Origin of the sequence: Streptomyces sp. Da 82-17, assembly GCF_046098215.1 — a bacterium.
Taxonomy (GTDB): Bacteria; Actinomycetota; Actinomycetes; order Streptomycetales; family Streptomycetaceae; genus Streptomyces.
The window spans coordinates 594,373-619,212 of the sequence record NZ_JBJURH010000001.1; the positions used below are offsets into that span (position 1 = coordinate 594,373).

14 protein-coding genes are annotated in these 24,840 nt (G+C 73.4%); 7 read left to right on the forward strand and 7 right to left on the reverse strand.

Translation table 11 applies throughout. From position 1 onward, the window contains the following. Positions 1–37: 37 nt before the first annotated feature. Positions 38–226: a hypothetical protein gene (locus ACIDOF_RS02685; RefSeq protein ID WP_409003949.1), complete on the forward strand. Its 189-nt coding sequence runs from the start codon at positions 38–40 to the stop codon at positions 224–226. A 140-nt stretch (positions 227–366) separates the two neighbouring features. On the opposite strand, the gene ACIDOF_RS02690 is transcribed toward ACIDOF_RS02685, so the two are convergent. The 4 genes from ACIDOF_RS02690 to ACIDOF_RS02705 form a co-directional block, all read right to left on the reverse strand. Then, positions 367–1,029 (reverse strand): LPXTG cell wall anchor domain-containing protein, encoded by a 663-nt coding sequence (locus tag ACIDOF_RS02690; RefSeq protein WP_409003950.1) that lies wholly within the window; start codon positions 1,027–1,029, stop codon positions 367–369. 304 nt (positions 1,030–1,333) lie between these two features. Beyond that, complete coding sequence (prfB, locus tag ACIDOF_RS02695; RefSeq protein ID WP_409003951.1) at positions 1,334–2,440, reverse strand: peptide chain release factor 2; 1,107 nt, start codon at positions 2,438–2,440, stop codon at positions 1,334–1,336. Between the two features lie 154 nt (positions 2,441–2,594). After that, positions 2,595–3,845, reverse strand: a complete 1,251-nt coding sequence (locus ACIDOF_RS02700; protein WP_409003952.1) for a serine/threonine-protein kinase — start codon at positions 3,843–3,845, stop codon at positions 2,595–2,597. A gap of 254 nt (positions 3,846–4,099) precedes the next feature. Then, positions 4,100–5,737 carry a serine/threonine-protein kinase gene (locus tag ACIDOF_RS02705; RefSeq protein WP_409003953.1) on the reverse strand — a complete coding sequence of 546 codons (1,638 nt, stop codon included), beginning with the start codon at positions 5,735–5,737 and terminating at the stop codon, positions 4,100–4,102. A 471-nt stretch (positions 5,738–6,208) separates the two neighbouring features. Between ACIDOF_RS02705 and ACIDOF_RS02710 the strand changes: the two genes are divergently transcribed. The 6 genes from ACIDOF_RS02710 to ACIDOF_RS02735 all read left to right on the forward strand — a co-directional run bounded on the left by ACIDOF_RS02710 (position 6,209) and on the right by ACIDOF_RS02735 (position 17,168). Continuing rightward, entirely contained in the window at positions 6,209–9,634 is a 3,426-nt protein-coding gene (locus ACIDOF_RS02710) for an FHA domain-containing protein (RefSeq protein ID WP_409003954.1), read from the forward strand. A 470-nt stretch (positions 9,635–10,104) separates the two neighbouring features. Next, entirely contained in the window at positions 10,105–11,478 is a 1,374-nt protein-coding gene (locus ACIDOF_RS02715; RefSeq protein WP_409003955.1) for an ABC transporter substrate-binding protein, read from the forward strand. Positions 11,479–11,539: 61 nt separating this feature from the next. After that, positions 11,540–12,823: a carbohydrate ABC transporter permease gene (locus ACIDOF_RS02720; RefSeq protein ID WP_409004034.1), complete on the forward strand. Its 1,284-nt coding sequence runs from the start codon at positions 11,540–11,542 to the stop codon at positions 12,821–12,823. Beyond that, entirely contained in the window at positions 12,820–13,722 is a 903-nt protein-coding gene (locus ACIDOF_RS02725) for a carbohydrate ABC transporter permease (RefSeq protein WP_409003956.1), read from the forward strand. Before ACIDOF_RS02720 ends, ACIDOF_RS02725 begins: the two co-directional genes overlap by 4 nt. A 215-nt stretch (positions 13,723–13,937) precedes the next feature. Then, a complete protein-coding gene (locus tag ACIDOF_RS02730) occupies positions 13,938–16,169 on the forward strand; it encodes a CDP-glycerol glycerophosphotransferase family protein (protein ID WP_409003957.1) in 2,232 nt (743 codons plus the stop codon). Between the two features lie 144 nt (positions 16,170–16,313). Continuing rightward, a complete protein-coding gene (locus ACIDOF_RS02735; protein ID WP_409003958.1) occupies positions 16,314–17,168 on the forward strand; it encodes a class I SAM-dependent methyltransferase in 855 nt (284 codons plus the stop codon). Positions 17,169–17,340: 172 nt separating this feature from the next. Here ACIDOF_RS02735 and ACIDOF_RS02740 read toward each other — a convergent pair whose 3' ends face one another. From ACIDOF_RS02740 to ACIDOF_RS02750, 3 genes are read right to left on the reverse strand one after another with little or no spacing between them, the layout of a single operon-like run. Continuing rightward, positions 17,341–18,501 carry a glycosyltransferase gene (locus ACIDOF_RS02740; protein ID WP_409003959.1) on the reverse strand — a complete coding sequence of 387 codons (1,161 nt, stop codon included), beginning with the start codon at positions 18,499–18,501 and terminating at the stop codon, positions 17,341–17,343. Continuing rightward, positions 18,498–21,314 carry a CDP-glycerol glycerophosphotransferase family protein gene (locus ACIDOF_RS02745; RefSeq protein ID WP_409003960.1) on the reverse strand — a complete coding sequence of 939 codons (2,817 nt, stop codon included), beginning with the start codon at positions 21,312–21,314 and terminating at the stop codon, positions 18,498–18,500. Before ACIDOF_RS02745 ends, ACIDOF_RS02740 begins: the two co-directional genes overlap by 4 nt. Further along, on the reverse strand, positions 21,311–24,835 hold the full coding sequence (locus ACIDOF_RS02750; protein WP_409003961.1) for a CDP-glycerol glycerophosphotransferase family protein: 3,525 nt from the start codon (positions 24,833–24,835) through the stop codon (positions 21,311–21,313). Before ACIDOF_RS02750 ends, ACIDOF_RS02745 begins: the two co-directional genes overlap by 4 nt. Between the last annotated feature and the right edge of the window lie 5 nt (positions 24,836–24,840).

Below are 24,840 nucleotides of genomic sequence, written 5' to 3' on the forward strand. Positions count from 1 at the left end.
TCCCCCGAGCGTTGTGCGGAGGCAGAGAGGAGGCGGCATGACCTTTGACAGGTTGGTCTGCGCGAATTGCGCGGCGCCGGTGAGCGAAGGGCGCTGCCCCGTATGCAGGGCGAACCGCCAGCGGATGCAGCAGGAGGGCCCGCTGGCCGGGCTGAACCCGGTGACGCTGGTCGCGCTGCTGCTCGTCCTGATCGGCGCCCTGGCGCTCCTGGCGCACCAGGCCTGAGCCGCCGCCCCGACCACGCGAGAACACTTTCCCGTACGGAGATCACGTACGGCATGTCCCGTGCGAGGACGTCGAAAGGGCCCGGAGCTGGATGCTCCGGGCCCTTTCGGCTACTGCTGTCGCTCGGCTACCGCCGGTGATCAGGCAGCGGCGCCGCGACCGGCGACGAGGCGGGGCAGCATACGGAAGCCCACACCGCCCGCGATCATCGTGGCGGCACCGATGAGCAGGAACGTGGTCTCGGCGGCGCCCGTCTCGGCGAGCTCGCCCTTGTCCTTGCCCTGGTCCTCGGCGGGGACCTGCGGAGCGGTGTCCGTCAGGCCTTCCTTGCCCTGACCCTGCTCGACGGGCTCGTTGCCGCCGTCGGGGTCGGTGTTGTCGTTGCCGCCGCCGTTGCCGCCGCCGTTGCCGTTGCCGCCGCCGTTTCCGTTGCCCGGCTCGGAGGGCTCATCGGTCGGCTCGCTCGGGTCGGTCGGCTCGTCCGTCGGGTCCGTGGGGTCCGTCGGGTCGGTCGGGTCCGTCGGCTCGTCCGTCGGGTCCGTCGGGTCCGTGGGAACGTCGGTCGGCGGGTCCGTGGGGATGTCGGTCGGCGGGTCGGTGGGCTCGTCGTCGTCACCACCACCCGGGAGGTCGACGCCGACCTCCAGGCCGTTCTCGTCGACGCCGACGTCGGCGCCCACGCCGCCCAGGTCGACACCGATGCCCACAGCGGAAGCGGCGCCGGCCGCGGCCAGCGAAGCACCGGCGGCGATCACCGCACCGGCCGCTATCCGCGCAACGCGGATCCGCGTCTTCTTCGTCATCTGCTGCTACCCCCAGTAGCTGTTTCGTTTGTGGAGCAGCGCCCGGGGCAAAAGTCCGTTGGGAGACCGAGAATGGTCATTCGTCCCCCCGCCATGCATGCCCCAGTAATACGCATGCCGCGCGCAACCCTTCCCACAATTAAAGGCCGCGTCAAGGGCGTTGAGTTCCGTATGTCCGCTATCGCGGCAGTTGACCGTCGTACGGAGATCTGACTGTGACGGAAATGGCAACTGCCGCTCAAGAGAAGGCTCTTGAACGGCAGTTACCTTGTCGACAAAGCGGCGGAGTTCGCGCCGCTCGCCGTTACTTCTCCTGCTGCTTGCGCCAGCGGATGCCGGCCTCGAGGAAGCCGTCGATCTCGCCGTCGAGCACGGACTGCGGGTTGCCCACCTCGAACTCGGTCCGCAGGTCCTTCACCATCTGGTAGGGGTGCAGGACGTACGAACGCATCTGGTTGCCCCAGGAGCTGCCGCCGTCGCCCTTGAGGGCGTCCATCTTGGCGCGCTCCTCCTGGCGCTGACGCTCCAGGAGCTTGGCCTGGAGGACGTTCATGGCGCTCGCCTTGTTCTGGATCTGGGAGCGCTCGTTCTGGCAGGAGACCACGATGCCGGTGGGGACGTGCGTGATGCGGACCGCGGAGTCCGTGGTGTTGACGCCCTGGCCGCCGGGGCCCGACGCGCGGTACACGTCCACGCGGAGGTCGGACTCCTCGATGTCCACGTGGTCGGACTGCTCGACGACCGGGAGGATCTCGACGCCCGCGAACGAGGTCTGGCGGCGGCCCTGGTTGTCGAACGGCGAGATGCGCACCAGGCGGTGCGTGCCCTGCTCGACGGAGAGGGTGCCGTAGGCGTACGGGGCCTTGACGACGAAGGTGGTCGACTTGATGCCGGCCTCTTCCGCGTACGACGTCTCGTAGATCTCCGTGCTGTAGCCGTGGCGCTCGGCCCAGCGGAGGTACATGCGCTGGAGCTGCTCGGCGAAGTCGGCCGCGTCCACGCCGCCGGCTTCCGCGCGGATGTTGACGAGGGCCTCGCGCTCGTCGTACTCCCCGGAGAGGAGGGTGCGGACCTCCATCTCGTCCAGCGCCTTCCGGACCTCGGCCAGCTCGGCCTCGGCCTCGGCACGGGTGTCCGGGTCGTCCTCCTCCTCGGCCATCTCGAAGAGCACGCCCAGGTCGTCGAGCCGGCCGCGCAGGGCCTCCGTCTTGCGGACCTCGGCCTGGAGGTGCGACAGGCGGCTGGTGATCTTCTGCGCCGCCTCCGGGTCGTCCCACAGGGACGGTGCCGCGGCCTGCTCCTCGAGCACGGCGATATCGGCCCTCATCCTGTCCAGGTCCAGGACGGCCTCGATGGACGCCATGGTGGAGGCGAGGGACTTCAGCTCTTCGGAAACATCGACGACTGCCACGACACCAGCCTAACGGCTCGGGGAACCCGGCCCGTCCCCCCGTGGACAACCGGCCCCGGGCCCGGGACACCGGGGGTACGGGGCCGCTCCGCGGGGAGGTGCGGGCGGGACGGAACGGAGCGGATCAGAACGGAACGGATTCGGGGGGGCGCCCTCAGGGGGCGAGGGGCGCGGTGGGGCTGGCTCCCTTGTTGTCCTGCGGGACCGCGTCCGCGTCGTCCCCGCCCGCCGCGAGCCAGCCGCCCACGCCGACGGCCGCTGCCACGCCGACCGCCGCCGCGGTCAGGGCGAGGCGGCGGCGTCTGGCCTCCATGCGGTGGCGGGCCGAGCCGGGGCGCGGGGCGCCGGCCGCGCGCGGGGCGCGGGCCGTGCCCCGGGCGCCGCCCGCGAGCTCGTCCGGGCCCGGCACCCGCATCGACGTGTGGGTGTCGCGGTTGGAGTCCGTCTTGGTGCCCGGCACCAGCGGCACGGCCCCGCGCCGCGGCGCCCGCGGCTCGGCGGCCTGCGACTCGGTCTCGGCGTACGGCGCCGCCTCCTCCTGCGGCTCCGCGTCCGGCTCGTCCACGTCGAGCGGGCCCATGCCGGCGAGCAGCGGCAGCTGCTCGCGCAGGCGCGCGGCGAGCTCGGAGGCGCGCAGCCGGGAGGCGGGCGCCTTGGCCAGGCACTGCACGATCAGCTGCCACAGCTCCTCGGGGATGCCGGGGAGCGGAACCACGGTCTCCGTGACGTGCCTGCGCAGTACGGCTCCGGGGTGGCCGCCGCCGAACGGGGTGAATCCGGCGAGGAGTTCGTAGAGGACCGTCGCCAGCGCGTAGATGTCCACCGCGGCGCGCGGTGGCAGGCCTTCGATGATCTCGGGGGCGAGGTAGTCGGGGGTGCCGATCACCTTCGTCGCGCGCGTCCGGCGGGGCGAGTCGACCAGCTTGGCCACGCCGAAGTCGGTCAGGAGCGCGGGGTGCGAGCCGCCCGGGCCGAGCGGGCCCTCCATGTCCAGGAGGACGTTCTCCGGCTTGACGTCGCGGTGCACGATCCCGGCGGCGTGCGCGGCGGCCAGGGCGTCGGCCACGTCCGCCGCGATCGCCACGGCCGCCTCGGGGGCGAGCCTGCGCTCCCGGTCCAGGCGCGTACGCAGGTCGGTGCCGCGCACGAGGTCCATGACCAGGGCGAGGTCGTTGCCGTCGACGACGAGGTCGCGCACGCCGACGACGTGCGGGTCCGAGAGGCTGAGCAGCGCCGTGCGCTCCTGCACGAAGCGCCCCACCAGCTCCTGGTCGGACGCGAGGTCCTCGCGCAGCAGCTTGATGGCGACGGGCCCCTCGGGTCCCTCGCCGAGCCACACCGTGCCGGCGGAGCCGCGTCCCAGGATCTGGTTCGCGGTGTACCGGCTGCCGATTTTCCGTGCCAAAACTGCTCCTACGGGCTTCTGTTGGCAACAAAGCTACGCGGCCGGGTCGCCAACCTTCACGTCCCCGGCGGAAATCACCCTCTGGATGTCGACAAATCTCCAGGCCAGCGCACGAGTTGGGGGGGTCGGCGACCGTACGGGAGAGAGTCGGGGTAGCCGTACGAGAGAGGGCCGGGGTAGCCGTACGGGAGAGGGCCGGGGTACGAAAACGGCCACCACGCGTGCGTGGTGGCCGTTTCCCGGTGCTTCGCTCTCTACTGCGTGCCGCCCGTCGTACCGCCTGTGCTGCCGGTGTCGCCGCCGAGGTCGCCGATCCAGCCGGTCACCGAGGTGAACCAGTCGGAGAGCTGCTCCCAGTAGTTCTTGCCGGTGCCGATCCACTCCTGGAGCGGGCTCAGCTCCCAGATCAGCCAGCCCGCCACGAACAGGATGACCAGCGTGAACAGGCAGCCCTTGAGGCAGCCCAGGCCCGGGATGCGCATCGGGTTGGCGCTGCGCCTGCGCGGCTCGCGCGGCGGCCGGGGCTGCTGGGGCGGCGGCTGCTGCGGCGGCGCGTACCGCTGCGGCGGCTGCTGGGGCTGCGGCGCCGGGGCGTACCGCTGCGGCTGGTGCTGCTGTCCGTAGCCGGCCGGGGCCTGCTGCGGCGGGGGCTGGACCTGGCGCTGCGGGCGGCGCCTGCGCAGCGGGTCCTGGCTCGGGTCGAGGTACTGCTGGACCTGCGTCTGCTCGTTGCGGTCGCGCGCCGCGCGGAGCTGGTTCTCCCACGGGTGCGGGCCCTCCGGCTCCGGCGGGCCGTCCGGGCGGGGCGGCACGGGCGGCATGACGGAGGTCGGGTCGGCGTCGCCGGGGCCCGAGGGGCCGGTCTGCTGCATGACGCTGGTCGCCGCGTTCGGGTCGGCCTCGCCGTACGAGCCCGCGTTGCTCGGCAGGACCTGCGTCGGGTCGGCGGCGCCGGGGGTGTCCGGGACCGGGGCGGGCGCCGGGTCGGGGGCGAGCAGGGCGCCCACGCCCTCGGCGGCGGCGATCTGCGCGGAGTTCGCGTGCACGCCGATGCCCTCGGAGACGGTGCGCAGTCCGCGCGCGAGGTTCTCGGCGCTGGGCCGCTCGTCGGGGTTCTTGCGCAGGCAGCGCTCGATGACCGTCCACAGCGGCTCGGGGATGGTGCTGGGGCGGCGGGGCTCCTCGCTGAGGTGCCGGTGCAGCACTTCGAGGGAGGTGCCGCCGGCGAACGGCGGGCGTCCGGTGACCAGTTCGTAGAGCAGGATGCCCGCGCCGTAGATGTCCACGGCGGAGGTCTGCGGGCGGCCCTCGGCGGACTCGGGCGCCACGTACGCGGGCGTGCCGACGAATTCGTGGGTGCGGGTCAGGCCCGGGGAGTCGGCCAGGCGGGCGATGCCGAAGTCGGTCAGCATCGGGCGCATGGCGCCGTCGGCGTCCTCCTGGAGCAGGACGTTCGCGGGCTTGAGGTCGCGGTGCACGACGCCGTCGGCGTGGCTCGCGGCGAGGGCGTCGGCGATCTGCGCGGTGAGCAGGGATGCGGCGACCGGGGTCATCGGGCCGTTCTCCCGGATGTACCGGTGCAGGTCGGGGCCGTCGACGAGGTCCATGACCAGGGCGAGCAGATCGCCCTCGACCACGAGGTCGCGGGTGCGGACGATGTTCTCGTGCGTCAGGCGGAGCAGCACGGAGCGCTCGCGCAGGAAGCGCATCACGACGTCCGCGTCGTTCGCCAGCTCCTCCTTGAGGACCTTGATCGCGACGGTCTCGCCGGGCTGTCCGGCCACCGCGGCCTCGGCGCCCGCGGTCTCGCGCTGGCGGGCTCGCCAGACGGTGCCCGTGGCGCCGCGTCCGAGCGGCTCCTCGAGCAGGTACTTGCTGCCTACCGGCCGCACGTCATGCGCTCCCTGTCGATCTGGTCCTGCTGATGGTCTGGATGTCGGTGTCCCCGTAGGTGTTCCGATCCACTGTAGTGCGGCACCGGCGGGCACCGTTCCGGCGTTGTCTGCCCAGGTGCCACCCTCGTACACCTCTCTGTGAATCGCATGAACGGGGCGGCCGGGCGGCTGGAGGGGAAGACGTGCGGCCGGGGCCGATGGTTGCGCGGGGGCGGGTCGGCCGCTCGGGCGGGGAGAGGTTTTCCACAGGCAGGGGACGGGTCGGTCGCAACGATCTCATCCGGCCTGTGCAGGCACTTTTGCGAGCAGACCCAGCCAATCAAGATCACTTGATGGTGGGCGGCGGGCGTGTTGTCGGTGCCAGGTGCGAGGATGCACAGCAGCACGGAGCCATGCCGTGTTCGGTGGGGGGAGTCACATGGGCCGACCTCCTGCCGGGCACCCGCGCAGAAGGGACCGCTGACGGCGATGCAGATCCGGCTGACCGTCCTCGGGCCGCCCAGCGGCCGGGCCAAGGAGCCCGGTCAGGGCGCGCCGCCGCGTGCCTGTGACGTGCTCGTCACCGCGCCCGCCGGGACCGCGCTCGCCGCCGTGGCCTCGGGCCTGGCGGCCGCCGCCGGAGCCCCGGACGGCCCGACGGTGGTGTACGCGGGCTCGGACCGCCTGGACGCCGCCACGGCCACCCTCGGCGAGCCCCCGCTGATCGACGGCGCCGTGCTGTCCCTGCAGGGCCCGGCCGAGCCGGAGCCGACCACGGCGGGCGCCGCCGCCCGGCTGCATGTCGTCGCGGGGCCGGACGCGGGCGGTGTGCATCTGCTGCACGGCGGCCGGATCAGCATCGGCCGCTCCGCCGACGCGGACGTCCCGCTGGACGACCCGGACGTCTCCCGGCTGCACTGCGCGGTCACGGTCGGCGAGGACGGCCGCGTCTCGGTGACCGACCTGAACTCCACGAACGGCACGTCGGTCGACGGCCGCCCGGTCGGCGACCGCCCGGTGCGGCTCTCGCCGGGCGCGCTGCTGCGGATCGGCGAGTCCACGCTCCGGATCGGCACCGCGCGGGACGAGCCGCCGCTCTCCGCCCTCGCGGACGGCGAGGGCCAGCTGCGGGTAGGCCCGGAGCCGGAACCGCCCACCGCGCGTGCCGACGCAGGCGCCCGGCCGCCGATCGGCCCGACGGCCCGGGGGTACGGGGCTTCGGGGCCCCTCTCCGGCGGCGGCCCCGGCGAGGGGGCGTACGAGGACGAGGCGACGTACGCGCGCGGCTTCTCGGCGGACGGCGCGGGGCTGGACGCCGAGGCCGTGGGACTCGACACCTCGGCGGGGAGCGGGAGTTCGGCCGCTGCGGGGGACGCGCGGGAGGCGCAGGACGCGTACGGCGCGGCGCCCGGCGGCCCCCTGGGCGAGGACGACGAGGCGTACGAGCGGAATCGGACCGGGACGCCCGCGCGGGGCACGACGGTGCCGCGGCAGGTGCGCAGGCGGGGCGGGATCGGCGCGTGGGCGCGGCGGTTCACCGGCGCGCGGACCGAGCGGGAGGCGCCGGATCAGGCGCCGGCGGCGCTCGCGCCCGTGGAGCCGGCCGTCCCGGAGGCGTGGCCCGACCCGTCGGCGCTGCTCCTGACGGCGCTCGGCCCCGGGCCACGGCTGTGGGAGCGGGACCTGACGCACCCGGAGGCGCTGGCGGTGCGGCTCGGCACGGCGGACCGTACGGCGCCGGACGGCGGGCTGCTGCCCGCGGTGCCGGTGACCGTCGGCCTGCGGGAGGCGGGCGCGCTCGGGCTCGCGGGGCCCCGGCCACGGCTCGCGGGGCTCGCACGCGCGGTGCTCGCCCAGCTGGCGGCGCTGCACTCCCCCGCCGACCTGGAGATCGTGCTCGTCAGCACGGACCGCGCGCGCAGCGTCGAGGAGCGCACCGCGCAGTGGTCCTGGCTCGGCTGGCTCCCGCATCTGCGCCCCGCCCACGGCCAGGACTGCCGGCTTCTGCTCGCGTACGACCGTGAGCAGGCGGCCGCACGGACCGGTGAGCTGCTGCGGCGGCTCGACGAGCACCTCCAGGAGGAGGGGCGCGCGGCGGGCCCTGCGGCGGTGGGCGCCGCGGCGGACGTGCGGGCGGCGGAGTCCATAGCCGCGGCCGGAGCCACGGCCGGTCCGGCCGGAGCCACAGCAGGCCCGGCCGGAGTCACCGCGGGCTCGACTGTCCCGGTGGGCGGCGCGGCGGAGGTGAGGGCCGCGCAAGGCGTTCCGCCCGTCGCCCAAGGGGCCCAAGTAGGCGCCCGGGGCGGCGAGTTCAGCGGGCCGCTGACCGTGCTGGTCGTCGACGGGGACCCCGGTTCGGCAGGGCTGCGGGAGGCGACGGTGCGGCTGACCGCGGAGGGCTCCGCGGCCGGGATCCATGTGCTGTGCCTGGCGGAGACGCCCGCCGCGTCGCCCGCGTCACCCGTGACGGCGACGTACGAAGCGGCCTGTGCGGCTTCGCCCGCCTTCCGCGCGTGCGGCGCTGTGGCACTGCTGAGCGGGGACGTGGCCACGGCGCTGCGGCTGCTGCGTACGTCGCAGGGGCAGCCGGTCGGCCACGGCACCGTCGCCTCGGTGGACGCCGTGTCCGCGGCCTGGGCCGAGCGCTTCGCGCGTGCCCTCGCGCCGCTGCGTCCGGCCGACGCGGGCGGCGAGCGGCACGCGCGCGTGTCGGCACCGCTCCCCCAAGCGGCCCGCCTGCTCGACGAGTTGGGCCTCGCCCGCGCCACCCCGGCGTCCCTGATGGCACGGTGGGCGGCGGCAGCGGACGACCCGGACGCGCTCGGCGGCCGCGCCCAGGCCGTGCTCGGCGCGGGCCCGCGCGGCCCGCTCTGCGCCGACCTCGCTGCGGCCGGGCCGCACCTCCTGGCGGAGGGCCCGGCAGGCAGCGGGCGTACGGAACTGCTGCGTTCCGTGGCCGCCGCGCTCGCCTCCGCGGAACGGCCGGAGCGGCTGCGCCTGGTCCTGGTCGACGGGGCGGGCACGGAACGCGGGGACGGGCTGCGGGTGTGCACGGACCTGCCGCATGTGACGGCGCATCTGGCCGCCAACGACCCGGTGCGGATGCGGGAGTTCGCGCAGGCCCTGACGGCGGAGCTGAAGCGGCGGGCGGAGCTGCTCGGGCGGATCGACTTCACAGAGTGGCACTCCCAGCAGCTGGTCGCGCAGCGGCTCGTCGCACAGCGCAGCCGCTCGGGCGCGGCGGCCGGCCGGCCCGCGCCGGGCGGCGCGGACCTCGCCGGGGGCGGGGCCGGAGATCTGGACAGCCCACCCAGTACGACGGTCAAGTTGCGGCCGCCGCAAGGCCGTTCGGGCGGCGCCGGGGCTCGCGGGGCGGACGGCGCCGGGAGGCCCGCGGCCGTCGCCGAGCCGCAGCCGGATGCGCCGCTGCCGCGGCTCGTGGTGGTCGTGGACGACCTGGACGCGCTGGTCGCGCCCGCGCTCGGCGCGCCCGGGAGGCCGTCGGCGGGTTCGGTGGTGCGTGCCCTCGAGGCCGTCGCGCGGGAGGGCGGGCGGCTCGGCGTGCACCTGGTGGCGGCCACGGGGCGACCCGAGCGCACGGCCGAGACGGAGCTGGCGCGCCGGGCGACCCTGCGGATCGTGCTCGACGCGCCGTCGGCCGCGCCGGAGGACCCGGCGCCCGGGCGGGGGTGGCTGCACACCGCCGACGGGGCGGAGACGCCGTTCCAGGCGGGGCGGGTGACGGGGCGCATTCCGCGTACGTCGACGCTCAGGCCCACGGCCGTGCCGCTGGAGTGGCACCGGATGGGGGATCCTCCGGAGCGGCGGCCCGTACGGGAGTTGGGGAACGGGCCTACGGATCTGGCGCTGTTGGCGAGTGCGTTGGAGCGGGCGGCGTCGGTCGGGGCGAGCTGAGCCCCGACGCCCGCACCCTCAGGGGGCTCCGCCCCCGACCCCCCCGCTCCTCAAACGCCGGAGGGGCTCCATCCGGGTCGTCTTTCGGCTTGCCCGCCGTCGTGGCTGGTCGCGCAGTTCCCCGCGCCCCTTGCCAGGGGCTACGCCCCTCGCCCCGCCTTCGGCTCCCCCCACCGCCCTGCGGAACCCCTGCCCACAGCAAGGTGCGCCCCGTCAGGGGCGCGGGGAACTGCGCGAGCCGCCACCGCCGCGCCGCCAGACGACGGACGACCGCGATGGAGCCCGTCCGGCGATCGAGGACGCGAGCCCGCAGGGCGAAGAAGGGCGTGGGCCGGAGCCGGAAAGCCGGGCCACAGGGGTCACGAGGGGATCACGATCCACTCGTCGTCGCCCTCCGCGCTCTTGCCTCTCCTCAACCCCCGGGCGTACACCTGTCCGCACGGGACGTCGCCGGACGGGACGGGGCAGTGATGCGTACAACTCTGCGTACACGCAAGGCTGTTGGGGGCGGGAGAGCCGTCGCGGCGGTGGTGGCCGTCGGCGCGCTGGTGCTCGCCGGGTGTGGTTCCCCGGAGGAGGGGAAGGGCGCGGAGGGCAAGGGCAGGGGCGCCCCCGAGCAGACCGTCGACCTGCCGAAGCTGGACGGGCAGAAGGTGTCCGTCGCCGCCGTGTGGGGCGGGGCCGAGCGCAAGGTCTTCCTGCAGGTGCTCGACGAGTTCGAGAAGCGCACCGGCGCCGAGGTGTCGTTCGTACCGGCGCAGGACCCGATCATCGGGTTCCTGGAGTCGAAGGTCGCGGGCGGTGAGCCGCCGGACGTGGCGATGCTGCCGCAGGTCGGGGCGATCGAGCAGGCCGTGGCCAACAAGTGGGCCAAGCCGGTCGGGCCCGAGGCGCGGAAGCAGCTGGAGAAGAACTACAGCGACGGGTGGCGGGAGCTGGGGGCCGTCGACGGCGAGCAGTACGGGGTGTACTTCAAGGCCGCCAACAAGTCCCTGGTCTGGTACAACACCGCGGTCATGAAGAACGCCGGCGGGCAGGAGCCGAAGACCTGGGACGAGTTCCTGGAGACCGCGCGGATGATCTACGACTCGGGGATCGCGCCCGTGTCCGTCGGCGGCGCCGAGGCCTGGACCCTCACCGACTGGTTCGAGAACGTCTACCTCTCCCAGGCGGGCCCGGAGAAGTACGACCAGCTCGCGAAGCACGAGATCAAGTGGACCGACCCGTCCGTGAAGAAGGCGCTCACCACGCTCGGCGAGCTGTTCGGCGAGAAGGACCTCATCGCGGGCGGGCCGCAGGGCGCGCTCGGCACGGAGTTCCCCGAGTCCGTGAAGCAGACCTTCGTCGGCGGGGACCAGCCGAAGGCGGGCATGGTCTTCGAGGGCGACATGGTCTCGCTCGCCATCGCGGAGACGGACGCGAAGGTCGGCACGGACGCCAAGGTCTTCCCGTTCCCGGCGGTCGGCGGCGAGTCCCCGGCGGTGGTCGGCGGTGACGCGGCGGTCGCGCTGAAGGACAGCAAGGGCGCGCAGGCCCTCCTCACCTACCTGGCCTCGCCGGACGCCGCCGCGATCTGGGCGAAGGCGGGCGGCTTCGTCTCGCCGAACAAGAACCTGGACTTCGCGACGTACCCGAACGACGTGCAGCGGGACATCGCGAAGGCGCTCATCGCGGCCGGCGACGACATCCGCTTCGACATGTCGGACCAGGCCCCGCAGGCCTTCGGCGGCACGCCCGGCAAGGGCGAGTGGAAGGCGCTGCAGGACTTCCTGAAGAACCCGAAGGACGTCGCGGGCACGCAGAAGGCCCTGGAGGACGCCGCGGCCAAGGCGTACAAGGACTGACGCGGTGACCTCGGGGGCACGGACCGAAGCACCGGCACGGACGATCCGCACCCGCAAGCGCATGGCGGCCGCCTTCCTGCTGCCGGCGCTGGTGCTGCTCGGGGCGCTCGTCGTGTACCCGATCGGGTACTCGGTGCAGCGCAGCTTCTTCGACAAGTCCGGCGACTTCACCGGCTTCGGCAACTACGTCACGCTGTTCACCGACGACACCATCCTGACCGCGATCCGCAACAACGCGATCTGGGTGGTGCTCGCGCCGACCATCGCCACCGCGCTCGGCCTGATCTTCGCGGTCCTGACGGAACGGGTGCGCTGGGGAACGGCGTTCAAGCTCCTTGTGTTCATGCCGATGGCGATCTCGATGCTGGCCGCGGGCATCATCTTCCGGCTCGTGTACGAACAGGACCCGGACCGGGGCGCGTTGAACGCCGTGTGGGTGGGCGTGCACGACACGTTCGCGGAGTCGTCGGCGTTCCCGAAGGCGCATCCGGGCCAGAAGTCGCCGCTGAAGCCGGGCGGCGGCGGCAGCTTCGTGACGCGTACGACCGTCGAGGCGGGCGTGCCCGTGGCGTTGCCGCTGCTCGGCGTGGCGAAGGAGCAGATGCCGGACGAGGCGGCGCCCGCGAAGGCCGCGGCGGCGGAGCCCGGCAAGGTCACCGGCACGGTCTGGCAGGACTTCACGCTCGGCAAGGGCGTGGGCGAGCGCAACGCCCCGGACGCCTCGGAGTCCGGCTACCCGGGCATGACCGTGCAGGCCGTGAAGGGCGGCGAGGTCGTCGCGTCGGCGAAGGCCGCGGCCGACGGCACGTTCACCCTCCCCGAGGCGGCCGACGGCGCCCAACTCCGGCTTCCGGCAAGCAACTTCAGGGAGCCGTACAACGGGGTGGACTGGCTCGGCCCGGACAAGGTGCTGCCGTTCGTCGGGGTCAACTTCGTGACGCTGTCGGTGATCCTCGCGTACGTGTGGATGTGGGCGGGCTTCGCGATGGTGCTGATCGCGGCCGGGCTCGCGGGCATTCCGCGGGAGCTGCTCGAAGCGGCCCGTGTCGACGGGGCGAACGAGTGGCAGGTGTTCCGGCGCGTCACGGTGCCGCTGCTCGCTCCGGTCCTCGCGGTCGTCCTGGTGACGCTGATGATCAACGTCCTGAAGATCTTCGACCTGGTCTTCATCATCGCGCCGGGCGACGTGCGGGACGACGCGAACGTGCTCGCCCTGCAGCTCTACAACTCGTTCGTGGACCGCGACTCCGGGGTCGCCAGCGCCATCGCGGTGCTGCTGTTCCTGCTCGTCGTCCCGGTGATGGCGTTCAACGTACGGCGACTGCGCAGGGAGGTGCGGCGATGAGCGCCGACGGAGCGGTGGCCGCTGAAGCGACGGCGGCCGGCAAGGCCGAGCGGTCCGCCGCGTCCCGGGTCGCCGGGGCGGTCAGCGGCGGGCTGATGCGGGTGTTCCTGCTGGTCGTGGGCCTGTTGTGGCTGGTGCCGACGATCGGGCTCGCGCTGTCCTCGCTGCGCGCGCCGGCCGACATCAGTGCGGGCGGCTGGTGGGAGGTGTTCTCGGTCCCCGCGCAGATCACGTTCGAGAACTACTCCCACCTGCTGCAGGACGAGACGATCACCAACTCGCTGCTCTCGACGGTGGCGATCACCGTCCCGTCGACGCTGCTCGTCGTGGTGATCGGCTCGCTCGCCGGGTACGCGTTCGCGTGGATGGACTTCCCGGGGCGCGACTGGTGGTTCCTCGGGGTCGTGGGGCTGCTCGTCGTGCCGGTGCAGGTGGCGCTGCTGCCGGTGTCCCAGCTGTTCGGCACGATCGGCATCTTCGAGACGACGCTCGGCGTGATCCTCTTCCATGTGGCGTTCGGCCTGCCGTTCGCGATCTTCCTGCTGCGGAACTTCTTCGCGGAGATCCCGAGGGAGCTCCTGGAGGCGGCCCGGCTCGACGGGGCGGGTGAACTCCGGCTGTTCTTCCGGGTGGTGATGCCGCTCGGCGGTCCCGCGATCGCCTCGCTCGGCATCTTCCAGTTCCTGTGGGTGTGGAACGACATGCTGGTCGCGCTGATCTTCGCCGACTCGAAGAACCCGCCGATCACGGTCGCGCTCCAGCAGCAGGTACGGCACTTCGGCGACAACGTGTCGATCCTCGCGCCCGGCGCCTTCCTGTCGATGGTGATCCCGCTCGCGGTGTTCTTCGCCTTCCAGCGGCAGTTCGTCTCCGGGGTGATGGCGGGCGCCGTCAAGTGACCGCCGCCCCGGGTCACCGTCAACCGGACGCTCACGCACCGCACACCTTTCGGGTCAACTACCCGGATTCGTACGTGAGTTGATCCCGTACCCCACGAGTGCGGTCTGCGGCAAGTATCCGCAGGCCGTACTCACCCCTTTGGCACATTCGGCGTAACCGGAGCCGCCATTCGGGGGTTGGCGTGCAGATGCCCGCGCCGACCCATGGATGTGCCTTGCCCCGGTTCAGTGTCATCGTCCCCGCATACAACGTGCAGGCCTATCTGCACGAGGCGCTCCACTCCGTCCTGAGACAGTCCTTCACGGATCTGGAGCTGATCGCGGTCGACGACTGCTCACCGGACGGCTCGGGCGAGATCATCGACGAGCTGGCGGCGGCCGACCCGAGGGTCAGGCCCGTGCACCTGACGGAGAACGTGGGCCTGGGGCGGGCCCGCAACGCCGGCATGGAGCACGCCACCGGCGACTACCTGGTCTTCCTCGACGGCGACGACACCCTCACCCCCGGCGCCCTCGCGGCCACCGCCGACCGCCTCAAGGAGACCGGCTCCCCGGACGTCCTCGTCTACGACTACGCGCGCACCTACTGGACCGGCCGCGAAGTGCGGAACATGCAGGCCAGGCAGGTCACCGAGGACGGCCCGGCGCCCTTCCGGCTCGCCGAGCGGCCGGGGCTTCTCAACCTGCTGATGGTGGTGTGGAACAAGGCCTACAGCCGGGAGTTCATCGCGCGGGAGGGCTTCCGGTTCCCTCCCGGTTACTACGAGGACACTCCCTGGACCTATCCAGTCCTGATGGCAGCGGAAACGATCGCCACCCTGGACCGGGTGTGTGTGCACTACCGGCAGCGCCGCCAGGGCAACATCCTCGGTACGACCAGCCGGAAGCACTTCGACATCTTCGACCAGTACGACCGGGTGTTCGCACAGCTCGACGCCCGGCCGGAGTTCGCCGAGTGGCGACCCGTGCTGTTCCGGCGCATGGTCGACCACTACGCGACGGTCTTCGCCAGGCCCGACCGGCTGCCCCGCGGCAGCCGCCCCGAGTTCCTGCGCAGGGCCCGCGAGCAGTACCGCCGCCATCACGTCCCCGGGCTCCGGCTCGATCCGCGCACCCGGCTGCGGCACGGCCTGGTCCGCTTCGCCGCGCACCGCACGTACCGCGCGCTGCGCCTCGCCAAGGCCGCGAAGCTCCGGTTCGGCCGGGCCTGGACGGCCGTGCGGGGAGGCCTGCGGGCGTCCCTGATGCGGCTGCACTACCGGGTGCAGCTGCGCCTGCCGGTCTGGGACGACCTCGCGGTGTTCACCGGCGCCCGGATGACCGGGCACGGCGGGGACGCGGGGGCGATCGAGGAGAAGGTCCGCGATCTCGCCCCGCACCTGCGCACCGCGTGGCTGACCGGCCCCGCCCACCACCACACCGTCCCGACGGCCACGAGGAGGATCACCCCCGGCACCGCCGCGTACTGGACGGCCCTGGCCCGCGCCAAGTACCTGGTGCTCGGCGGCGAACCGGGCCACCCGGTCGTCAAGCGCCGCGCCCAGGTCCGCGTGCAGCCCATGCCCGGCACCCCGCTCAAGCGGATGGGCCTCGACCTGCAGGACCGCCCGGCCGCCGCCCGCGGCACGGACTTCGCGGCCCTGCTCGACGACGTCGACACCTGGGACTACGTCCTGTCCGCCAACCGCCACTCGACGCTGGTCTGGGAGCGCGTCCTGCCCGGCTCGTACACCACCCTGGAGTACGGGCGGCCCGCCAACGACCGCCTCCTGCAGGCGAGTTCGGAGGACGTCGCCGCCGTACGGGAGCAGCTGGGCATCCCGCACGGCACCGTCGCCGTCCTGTACGCCCCCACCTTCCGGGACCACCGGCGCAGCCAGCACCGGCCCCTCGACCTCGACCGGGTGCTGCGCGCACTCGGCCCCCGCTTCACCGTCCTGGCCCGCGCCCACCCCTCGTACGGCGAACCGCTCGGCGGCGGGGAGCACGCGCGGCTCGTGGACGTGTCCGGCCACAGAAGCGTCGAGTCGCTGTGCCTGGCGAGCGACGCGCTGCTCACGGACTACTCGTCGCTGATGTTCGACTACGCCCACCTGGACCGCCCGATCGTCCTGTACACCGACGACCAGGAGGTCTACGAGGCGACCCGCGGCACCTACTTCGACCTGCGGTCCTGCCCGCCGGGCGCGGTGGCGCGGGACGAGGACGAGCTGATCGACATCTTCTCCACCGGCCACTGGCGCGGCTCCCGCTCGGCGCAGCTGCGGGCCGCGTTCCGTACCCGGTTCTGCGCCCTGGACGACGGTCGGGCCGCGGAGCGCGTGGTCCGCCATGTGTTCCTGGGCCAGTACGCGGGCATGCCGGGCCCCCGCCCGGCGGAGGAGCAGCACCCCCAACCGGCCGCATCCAGCGGCCTGTTGCCCCCGCCCACAACTGAACACAGCTGAGCACAACCACAACTGAACACAACTGAAGAGAACGCTCACGACAGCGAGGCCCGGGACCACACAGGTCACGACCGGGCCACCGGACCGTCACCCCCCACACGCACCACGACTGCCCATCGCACGCACCTGACAACAGGAGCACCCATGAGCACCACGTCCGCCACCGAGGCACTGCCCCGCCCCACGCGGCTCTCCGATGTGAAGGGCTGGTTCTTCCCCGCCGACCAGCTGCTCTTCGACTGGTTCCTCGGCCGGCAGCGCGACCGCGAACAGCGCGGCGACCTTCTCGAACTCGGCGCGTATCTCGGCAAGAGCGCCATCTTCATGGGCTCCTATCTGCGGGACGACGAGACCTTCACGGTCTGCGACCTCTTCGACTCCCCCGCGCCCGACGACCCCAACTCCAAGGAGATGAACCGCTCCTACTCGACGCTGACCCGCCGCGCCTTCGAGGCCAACTACCGCTCGTTCCACGACGAGCTGCCCACGATCATCCAGGCGCCGTCCTCCGTCGTCGCCGACGAGGTCGAGGCGGACAGCTGCCGCTTCGCCCACATCGACGCCTCGCACCTGTACGAGCACGTCCACGGCGACATCCTCGCCGTACGCGAACTCCTCGGCCCCGACGGGATCGTGGTCCTGGACGACTTCCGCGCCGAGCACTGCCCCGGCGTCGCCGCCGCCACGTGGGGCGCGGTCGCCACGACCGGCCTGAAGCCGCTGTGCATCACGGCCACGAAGTTCTACGGGACGTGGGGGGCGTACGACGAGGTGCACGGGGAGCTGCTCGACATGCTCCGCACCCGCAAGGATCTGTGGCACGGGGCGGAGGGGGTCGCCGGGTACCCGATGATCCGCATCGACGGCAAGAAGGCCAAGGCCCCGGCCCAGCCGCGGTCCCGGTACGAGGGCGAAGCCCCCGCCGCACCCCCCACCGAACCGACGACCCGCACGGGCGGCTTCTCCCGACTGACCCGCACGCTCAAGGGCCGCCGCTGACGACCTGGGGCTCCGCCCCAGACCCCGCTCCTCAATCGCCGGAGGGGCTCCCTTCCACTTCGGCTCTCCCGCCGCGGTGGGGCAGTTCCCCGTGCCCCTGGGGGGCGCGGGGAACTGCGCGCTCAGCCACGACGGCGCCGCAGGCTTTCGGGAAGGGGCGGGGCGGGGAGAACTACAACTCAAGCAGCGCGAACAGTTGCTCCCAGCGCCGCAGGATCTCCCCCTCCGAGAACCGCTGGACGTTCCGCCGAGCCCGGTCCCCCATCGCATCCCGCATCCGCGGATTGCCGGTGAGCCGCAGCAACCGGTCCGCCAGAGCCGCACTGTCCCCGGCGGGGGCGAGCAGCCCGTCCTCCCCGTCCCGGACGATCTCCCGCACCCCCGGCGCGCAGTCGAACGCCGCGCACGGCAGTCCGCTCGCCATCGCCTCCATGAGGGCCAGCGGAAACCCCTCCCCGCGCGAGGACTGCACGAACACGGACGCCGCTGCCAGTGCCCCCGGCACGTCGTCCGTACGCCCCAGCCACCGCACCGACCCGTCCAGGCCGAGCCGGGTGCACTGCGCCCGCAGGTCGGCTTCCTCGACGCCCGCGCCGTGGATCCGCAGCGTCCAGTCGGGCCGCTCCCCGGCGACGAGGGCCCAGGCGTCGAGCAGCATGTCGATGCCCTTCTGGTCGTGCAGCCGGCCGATGGAGACGACGGCCTTCTCGGTGCGCGGCGAGGGCTCCTCGGGCAGGTGGGCGAGGGCGTTGGGCATGAAGCCGACGTTGTGCATGCCGTCGGCGATCCAGTCGTCGGCGTCCTCCTGGGTGAGGGTGAGCCAGCGGTCGACGTGCGGATAGTTCTGCTTGATCCAGCGGTAGCGGTGACAGGCCTTGGTGTACGCGTACGACTCGTGGCTCATGCCGATGACGGTGAGGCCCGCGGTGTCGGCGGCGCGCACCCACTCCATCGGCCAGACCTGCGTGACGATGACGACGCCGCCGGGCCGGGCCGACCGGAACAGCGCGGACAGCTCGTCCACGGCGCGCTGTTTGTCGGCGGCCCGCGCGGCCTCCCGGCGCCGTTCGGCGGGCCGCAGGCGGCGCAGTCCGGTGAGGCGGCGCGGGGCGGGCGGGTGCGCGGGGTGCAGGGCGGTCATCGGGTAGCCGAGCGGCTCGGGCAGGGTCAGCTTGAGCTCGGCGGGGTGCACGCCGAGGGTGTGCACGCGGTGCCCGGCGGACCGGAAGAGCCGGGCCGTCTGGTGCATCCAGGCGGTGACGCCGCCCAGTTCGTCGGTGCTGTTGGAGAACAGGAAGATGTCCCGTTCCCGGACGTCCAGGGCCGTGGTCATGCGCGTTCCCTCCTGCCGAACAGGGCGTCGACGACGGCGCGCGCGGACCCGCCGTCGTCGTGCGTGCCGAACTCCGCGGCGAACTCCCGGCGTCGCTCGGCGTGTTCGGTGTCGGCGGGCTTGAGGTCGGCGAGTGTGCGGAGCAGTGCGTCCTCGGTGTCGACGACGGGTCCGGGCGCCCGCTCCCGCAGGTCGAAGTAGCTGCCCCGCTCGGCGGCGTACGCGTCCAGGTCGGGCGCGAAGAGCACGATCGGGCGGTCGAGGAGCGCGTAGTCGAACATGATCGACGAGTAGTCGGTGACCAACACGTCGGCCAGGCAGAGGAGTTCGCTGACGTCGTGGTGCCCGGAGACGTCGACGAGCGTGCCCGGGGCGCACACCGGAAGCTCCGCCCGCTCCATGTAGTGGGCGCGCACGAGCAGCGTGTGCTCGTCGCCGAGTTCCTCGGTGAACCTCCGTACGTCCAGCTGGAGTTGGTGCTTCCGGCCGTCCTTGGGGGTGCCGCGGAAGGTCGGCGCGTACAGGACGGTCTTCTTGTGGTCGGGGATGCCGAGCCGGGCGGCGAGTGGGGGGCGCGGGAAGCGGCCTTCGCGCTCGTCGCGGGCGCGGGCGGCGACGAGGGCGTCGTTGCGGGGGTAGCCGAGCGGCAGGAGTTTCTCGTCGGGCAGGCGGTAGGCCCGCGCGAGGGTGTGCACGTCGTGCTCGGAGCGGACCAGGAAGTGGTCGAAGCGGTCGACGGCGCGCTGCAGCTTGGCCCGCTGCGGCGTGTTCTGCATGCGGACGCGGGTCTCGTCGAACCCCATCCGCTTGTACGCGCTGCCGTGCCAGGTCTGCAGGTACGTGGTGCGGGCGGGCTTGTCGAGGGCGTGCGGGAAGCCCTGGTTGTCGATCCAGAACTCGGCGCGGGCGAGCGCCCACAGATACCGCCAGGACCAGCGCCGCACGCGCCTCGCGTCGTCCGGGAACCCGGCCGGGGAGCCCGCGTACGACCAGGTGGCGCGGATGCGGCGGCCGTCGACCTTGTGGCCGCGGGCGCGCAGCTCCTCGTGGATCGCGCGGGGGCTGTCGCCGTACGCCTTGCCCATGTGGGCCTCGAAGACGACCGATCCGCGGCGGGCCGGGAGTTTCACCAGCAGCCGGTTGTACACCCGGGTCTTGACGTGTCCGGAGTGCAGCCGGTCGCGCTTCTTCTTCAGCGCGTTCAGGAGCTTGCGCGCCTTGCGGGTGGGCCGGAAGTGGGTGACGTACGTCTGCAGGCGGCGCAGGGTGCGGGCGGGGCGGCGGCAGGCCTGCAGTTCGAGGGCGAGGTGGTGGCCGGCGGTGGCGTACGGCAGCCAGGTGTCGGCGGAGAGCCGGCCGAGCAGGCGGGGTGCGGCCGGGAAGCGGCTGCCCTTGCCGACGACCTCGCGCTCGGCGAACACCTCGGCGAGGGCGCTCTCGCCGCCGGCGGTGAGCACGATGCGGGTGTCCCAGATCCGCTCGCTCATGCCGCGCACGGGCAGCAGCCCCGGGTCGAGGCGGATGCGCCAGCCGAGCCGGTCGCCCTGGTGGACGGCGTCGTCGACGGGCAGCCGGAAGACCCGCTTGCCGCCGCGGAGCCGCAGTTCGAGCTCGACGGTCACGTCGGTGGCGGCCGGGAGCTTGTCGAGCGGGAGGACGATCTCGCCCTCCAGGTGCAGGCGGCCGGCCTCGGAGATGCAGCGGGTGAGCCGGTTGAGGAGCCGGAGCCCGGCGAACGGGCGGTGCTGGTGGCCGAGTTCGGTGACGTCGGAGGGCCGGGCGTCGCTCCACAGGACCCGCCCGTCGCGTTCGACGAGCGGGGCGACGACGGTGCCGGGCCGGGCCAGGGCGTACGCGGCGGCCTGCACGCCGTCCGCGTCGCCGGCGGCGAGCAGCGTCACGCACATCCGCTCCTCCGCCGGCAGGTCCGCCCAGTGCTCGGGGCGGATGTGCGCGGTGAGGCGGGCGGCGGCCTGGGCGGCGATCTCGGCGCGCTCGCCGCGGGGCAGCTTCAGGAAGGTGCGGGCGAGCGGCAGCAGATGGTCGACGACGAAGGCCCGGTCGCGGGCGTCCCGCAGCTCGGTCAGGCCGCGCCGCGCGAGCTGGAGCCCGATCCGCCCGGACGCCTCGAGCAGGGCGGTCAGGTCGGCGCCGTGGTCGGCGGGGGCGCGGTGGGTGACGATCAGGTTCGGCACGAGGGTGATGCGGCGGGCGGCGAGCGCGGCCCGTACGCCGAAGTGGACCTCGCTGCGGGCCAGGTCCTCGGCGTGCCGCAGCGCGTGCCGGTCCATGGCGTCGCGGCGCAGGCAGAAGCCGCTCACCAGGGCGTCCCGGGCGACGAGTTCGGGCGCGTCGGCGAGGTCGGTGACGGTGCGGGTGCGGGCGTGCAGGGCGTCCTGCCAGTCCGGGCCCTGCTGTTTGCCGCCGGGTCCGGCGATGCGGGTCCAGCGTCCTGCGACGAGGTCGGCATCGGTGCGGCGGGCGGCTTCCAGGAGGTTGCGCAGGGCGTGCTTCTGGAGCCGTTCGCCGGAGTCGAGGATCAGCACGTGCCGGCCGTGGGCGGCGTCGAGCCCGAGGTTGCGCAGGGCGGCGGCGCCGCGCACCTCCGGCGGGGCGTCGATGACGCGGACCCGGTCGGGGTGGCGGGCGGTGAGGAGGGTGGCGGTGCGGCGCACGTCGGCGTCGGTGCGGTCGCCGACCAGCACGACCTCGACGGAGCGCAGGCTCTGGCCGAGCGCGGAGTCGGCGGTGGCGGTCATCGCGTCGGGGTCGTCGCCGAGGGTCACGACGACGCTGAACTCGGGGGTGTTCACGCCCGGCCTCCGTTCTGCGCGGCTGCGGTCGCCCCTTCCCGGGCGCAGCGGTCGAGCAGGTAGTCCGCGACGCGGGCGGCGGCGCGGCCGTCGTCCAGGTCGCAGTACGTCTCGCGGAACGCGGCGTACGCGGCGGCGTGGCCGACGGTCGCCACCAGCGGGTCGGCCAGCGCGGCGAGCAGTTCCTCCTGGTCGGCGATGAGCGGGCCGGGGGCCTTGGCCTCGAAGTCGAAGTAGAAGCCGCGCAGGGTGTCGCGGTAGTGGTCGAGGTCGTGGGTGTGGAACAGCATCGGGCGGCCGGTCTGGGCGAAGTCGAACATCAGCGAGGAGTAGTCGGTCACCAGCACGTCGCTGATCAGGAGGAGTTCGACCACGTCCGGGTAGCGGCTGACGTCGCGCACGGAGCGGCTGCCGGGGACGGTGCCGCCGACGAGGTAGTGGCGGCGGACCAGGAGCACGTGGTTCGCGCCGAGGGCGCGTTCGGCGGCGGCGAGGTCGAGTTGCAGGTCGAGCCCGTACCGGCCGCCGGTCCTGGGCTGGTTCTCGCGCCAGGTCGGGGCGTAGAGGACGACCTTGGCGCCCTCGGGGACGCCGAGGCGTTCGCGTACGGCGGCGGCGACCTTGGCCCGGTCGGGGGCGTGCAGCAGGTCGGCGCGCGGATAGCCGTACTCCAGGACCTCGCCCTCGTAGCCGAAGGCGCGGCGCAGGATGGGCGTGGAGGCGCGGTTGGGGCTGACGAGGGCGCTCCACTGGGCGGCCCGGCCGGGCAGGGTGGCGATGTAGGCGGGGTCGGCGGAGACGCTGCCGGCGACGTCGCGGCCGATGCGCTTGAGCGGGGTGCCGTGCCAGGTCTGGACGACGGTCTGCCCGTCGGCGCGCTCGAACCACTGCGGCAGCTGGGTGTTGGTGACGATCGCGCGGCAGCGGGCCAGGGCCTCGTACCACTCGGCGCTCCACAGGACGACGGGGCGGGCGGTGGGCGGGACCACGGCCTGCTGGTCACGGACCACCCACAGGTGCTCCAAGGAGGTGTCCCTGCGGGCGAGTTCCTCGTGGACGGCGCGCGGCGAATCGCTGTACTGGCGGCCGTCGAAGCTGCTGTAGAGGACGGCCTCGCGGCGCGGCGCGGTCCGCAACTCCTGGTAGCGGGCGCGGAGTTCGCCCTGCCGGGGGCCGCCGCGGTCGGCGGCGGGCAGGGCGCTGCCGGAGGCGATGAGCAGCCGGTCGTGGGCCCGCCGCTCCAGACTGAACTCGCGCCCGCCCAACTCCCGCACGAGGGGCAGGAATTGGTGCTGCCCGGGGGCGACGTGCATGGGCAGGGCCTCGCCGGTGCCGCCCGCGACGCGGAAGTACAGATACCAGCGGCCCTCGGCGAGCGGCAGCTCCCCGGCGAGCCCGGCGACGGCGGCGGGCGCGAACGTGGCGTGGAACCGCCCGTCGGCCAGGCGCACGGGCAGGGTGATCTCCTCGTCGTGGCCGCTGTGCCTCAGGACGAGGTGGACGGGCCCCTTGACGAGGGCGGGGAAGCTGCCGCCGACGGTGAGTTCGCCGTCGGCGTCCCAGGCGAGGGTCTCGGCGATGGGGCGCACGGTCTGGTCGCGCAGTTCCAGGTTGCCGCTGGAGTTGGCGGTCAGATACAGCTCGCGGCCCTGGCGCAGCGGGTACCGCCCGGACGGCAGGGTGTCGCGGGCGCCGACGGGCGCCCGGGTGCCGTCGGCCCGCACGAGGTACGCGCCCCACGGCTCGGCCTCGCGGGTCTCGGCGTCCTCGGCGGGGGCGAACGCGGCGATCGGGACGCGGGCGGTGAACTCCTTGCCGGACACGTCGAGTTGGATGTCGACGCCGTCCTTGGAGTGCCAGTTCTCCACGCGCAGGGTCAGCCCGGCGGCGGGTTCCAGGAGGCTGCCCTCGACGACGATCTCGTCGCCGTCCAGGCGGTGCCCGGTGAGCTGGGCGGCGGTCCGCTCGACCTTCAGCTGGAGCCGGCCGCGGTTGAGCAGGGGCACCACGCGCGCGTGGTCGTCGAGGTAGTGCACGGCCGCGGGCGCGGCGCCGCCCGGCATCCGCAGCGGCCCGCGCCGCAGCGCGCCGCCGCCGAGCACGGCCGTCTCGGCCTGCCAGACGGCGCTGCGCCGCCGGGTGAGCAGCTTCGCCGGGTCGACGACGGCCTCGAACCCGGCCCAGTCGTAGCGGTGCAGCCCCTGCCGGGAGGCGTACGTGGCCTCGCGCAGGAAGGTCGTACGCGCCTTCAGCGGCACCAGGCGCCGTCTGCCGAGCCGCAGCCAGAGGAACTTGACGCGTCCGCCGAGCCGCCCGGCGGGCAGGTTGCGGCGGTAGGCCCAGCCCTTCAAGTGCAGCTTGCCGTCCCGCCATTCGGCCTGGGAGACGCGGGTGACGAGCGGGATCTCGGATCGTTTCAGCGCGGCCACGTCGCGCGGCAGCGCCCGCTCCAGGACCGGGTAGTCGGCCCGCCGCCGGCGCAGTCCCCGCACCCGGAACGCGCCGGGGTGGCCCTTCTCGTACGCGAGGAGGGCGAGGAGTTCGTCGAGGCGGCGTTCGGTGACGAGCTGCCACTTGACCCGCAGGTGCAGCGGCAGGCCGGTGAGCACGGAGCGGTCGACGGCGGCGGCGTAGCGGCCCGCGTGCTCCAGGAACGCCTGGTGGTAGTCGGGGTCGCCGTCGGGCAGGACGTCGAGGAAGTAGCGCAGGTCGGCGACGAGCACCGAGGAGTCGTAACGCCGTTTCCCCTCGGCCCACTTGGTGTGTTCCTCGGTGCCGGACTCGGCGGCTGCGGCGCGCTCGGCGAGGAACGCGGAGGCCTTGGTGCAGGCGGCGGTGCGCTCCTCGACGGCGCGGGGGGTGGTGCGGCGGTTGGTGATGGAGCCGTCTCGGTCGCGCCACAGGTAGACGGTGTCGTGCAGGACGTCGACGGCGTCGGCGAGGAAGTGGGCGGGCACGATGACGGGCGTGTCCTCGAACAACACACCTTCGGGGAAGGCCAGTTGATGCCGGTCCCAGAACTCGCGCCGGAACACCTTGTTGCAGGCGATCCGGTCGGCGAGCAGGGACCAGTCGCGGGTGACATGGACGCCCGAACGCGTCGCGCGCATGGGCTTCTTGAACATCCACGACTGCTCGGTCCTCCCGCCGACCCGCAGCCGGTGCACGTTGCCGCTGACGAAGTCGGACCCGGACTCCTCCAGGGCGTCGAGCATCTTCTCGTAGGCGTCGACCGGCACCAGGTCGTCGCTGTCCACGAAGGCGAGGTGGGTGCCGCGGGCGCGGTGCACTCCGGCGTTGCGTGCGGCGCCGAGGCCGGCGTTCTCCTGCTGGAACAGCCTGAACCTCGGGTCGCGGGCGGCGTGTTCGCGGGCGATGCGGGCGCTCCCGTCCGTGGACCCGTCGTCGATCATGACCACCTCGAGGTCGGTCATGGTCTGGCCCGCGAGCGACTGCAGGCAGGCGCCGAGATAGTCCTCGACGTTGTGGACGGGGACGACGACGCTGAGGCGGGGTGCCATGCGGT

What these genes read in the sequence shown, in the direction of transcription:
- ACIDOF_RS02685 (WP_409003949.1), top strand. Translation starts at nt 38, where the DNA reads ATGACCTTTGACAGGTTGGTCTGCGCGAATTGCGCGGCGCCGGTGAGC.
- ACIDOF_RS02690 (WP_409003950.1), bottom strand. Translation starts at nt 1,029, where the DNA reads ATGACGAAGAAGACGCGGATCCGCGTTGCGCGGATAGCGGCCGGTGCG.
- ACIDOF_RS02710 (WP_409003954.1), top strand. Translation starts at nt 6,209, where the DNA reads ATGCAGATCCGGCTGACCGTCCTCGGGCCGCCCAGCGGCCGGGCCAAG.
- ACIDOF_RS02715 (WP_409003955.1), top strand. Translation starts at nt 10,105, where the DNA reads ATGCGTACAACTCTGCGTACACGCAAGGCTGTTGGGGGCGGGAGAGCC.
- ACIDOF_RS02720 (WP_409004034.1), top strand. Translation starts at nt 11,540, where the DNA reads ATGGCGGCCGCCTTCCTGCTGCCGGCGCTGGTGCTGCTCGGGGCGCTC.
- ACIDOF_RS02725 (WP_409003956.1), top strand. Translation starts at nt 12,820, where the DNA reads ATGAGCGCCGACGGAGCGGTGGCCGCTGAAGCGACGGCGGCCGGCAAG.
- ACIDOF_RS02735 (WP_409003958.1), top strand. Translation starts at nt 16,314, where the DNA reads ATGAGCACCACGTCCGCCACCGAGGCACTGCCCCGCCCCACGCGGCTC.
- ACIDOF_RS02740 (WP_409003959.1), bottom strand. Translation starts at nt 18,501, where the DNA reads ATGACCACGGCCCTGGACGTCCGGGAACGGGACATCTTCCTGTTCTCC.
- ACIDOF_RS02750 (WP_409003961.1), bottom strand. Translation starts at nt 24,835, where the DNA reads ATGGCACCCCGCCTCAGCGTCGTCGTCCCCGTCCACAACGTCGAGGAC.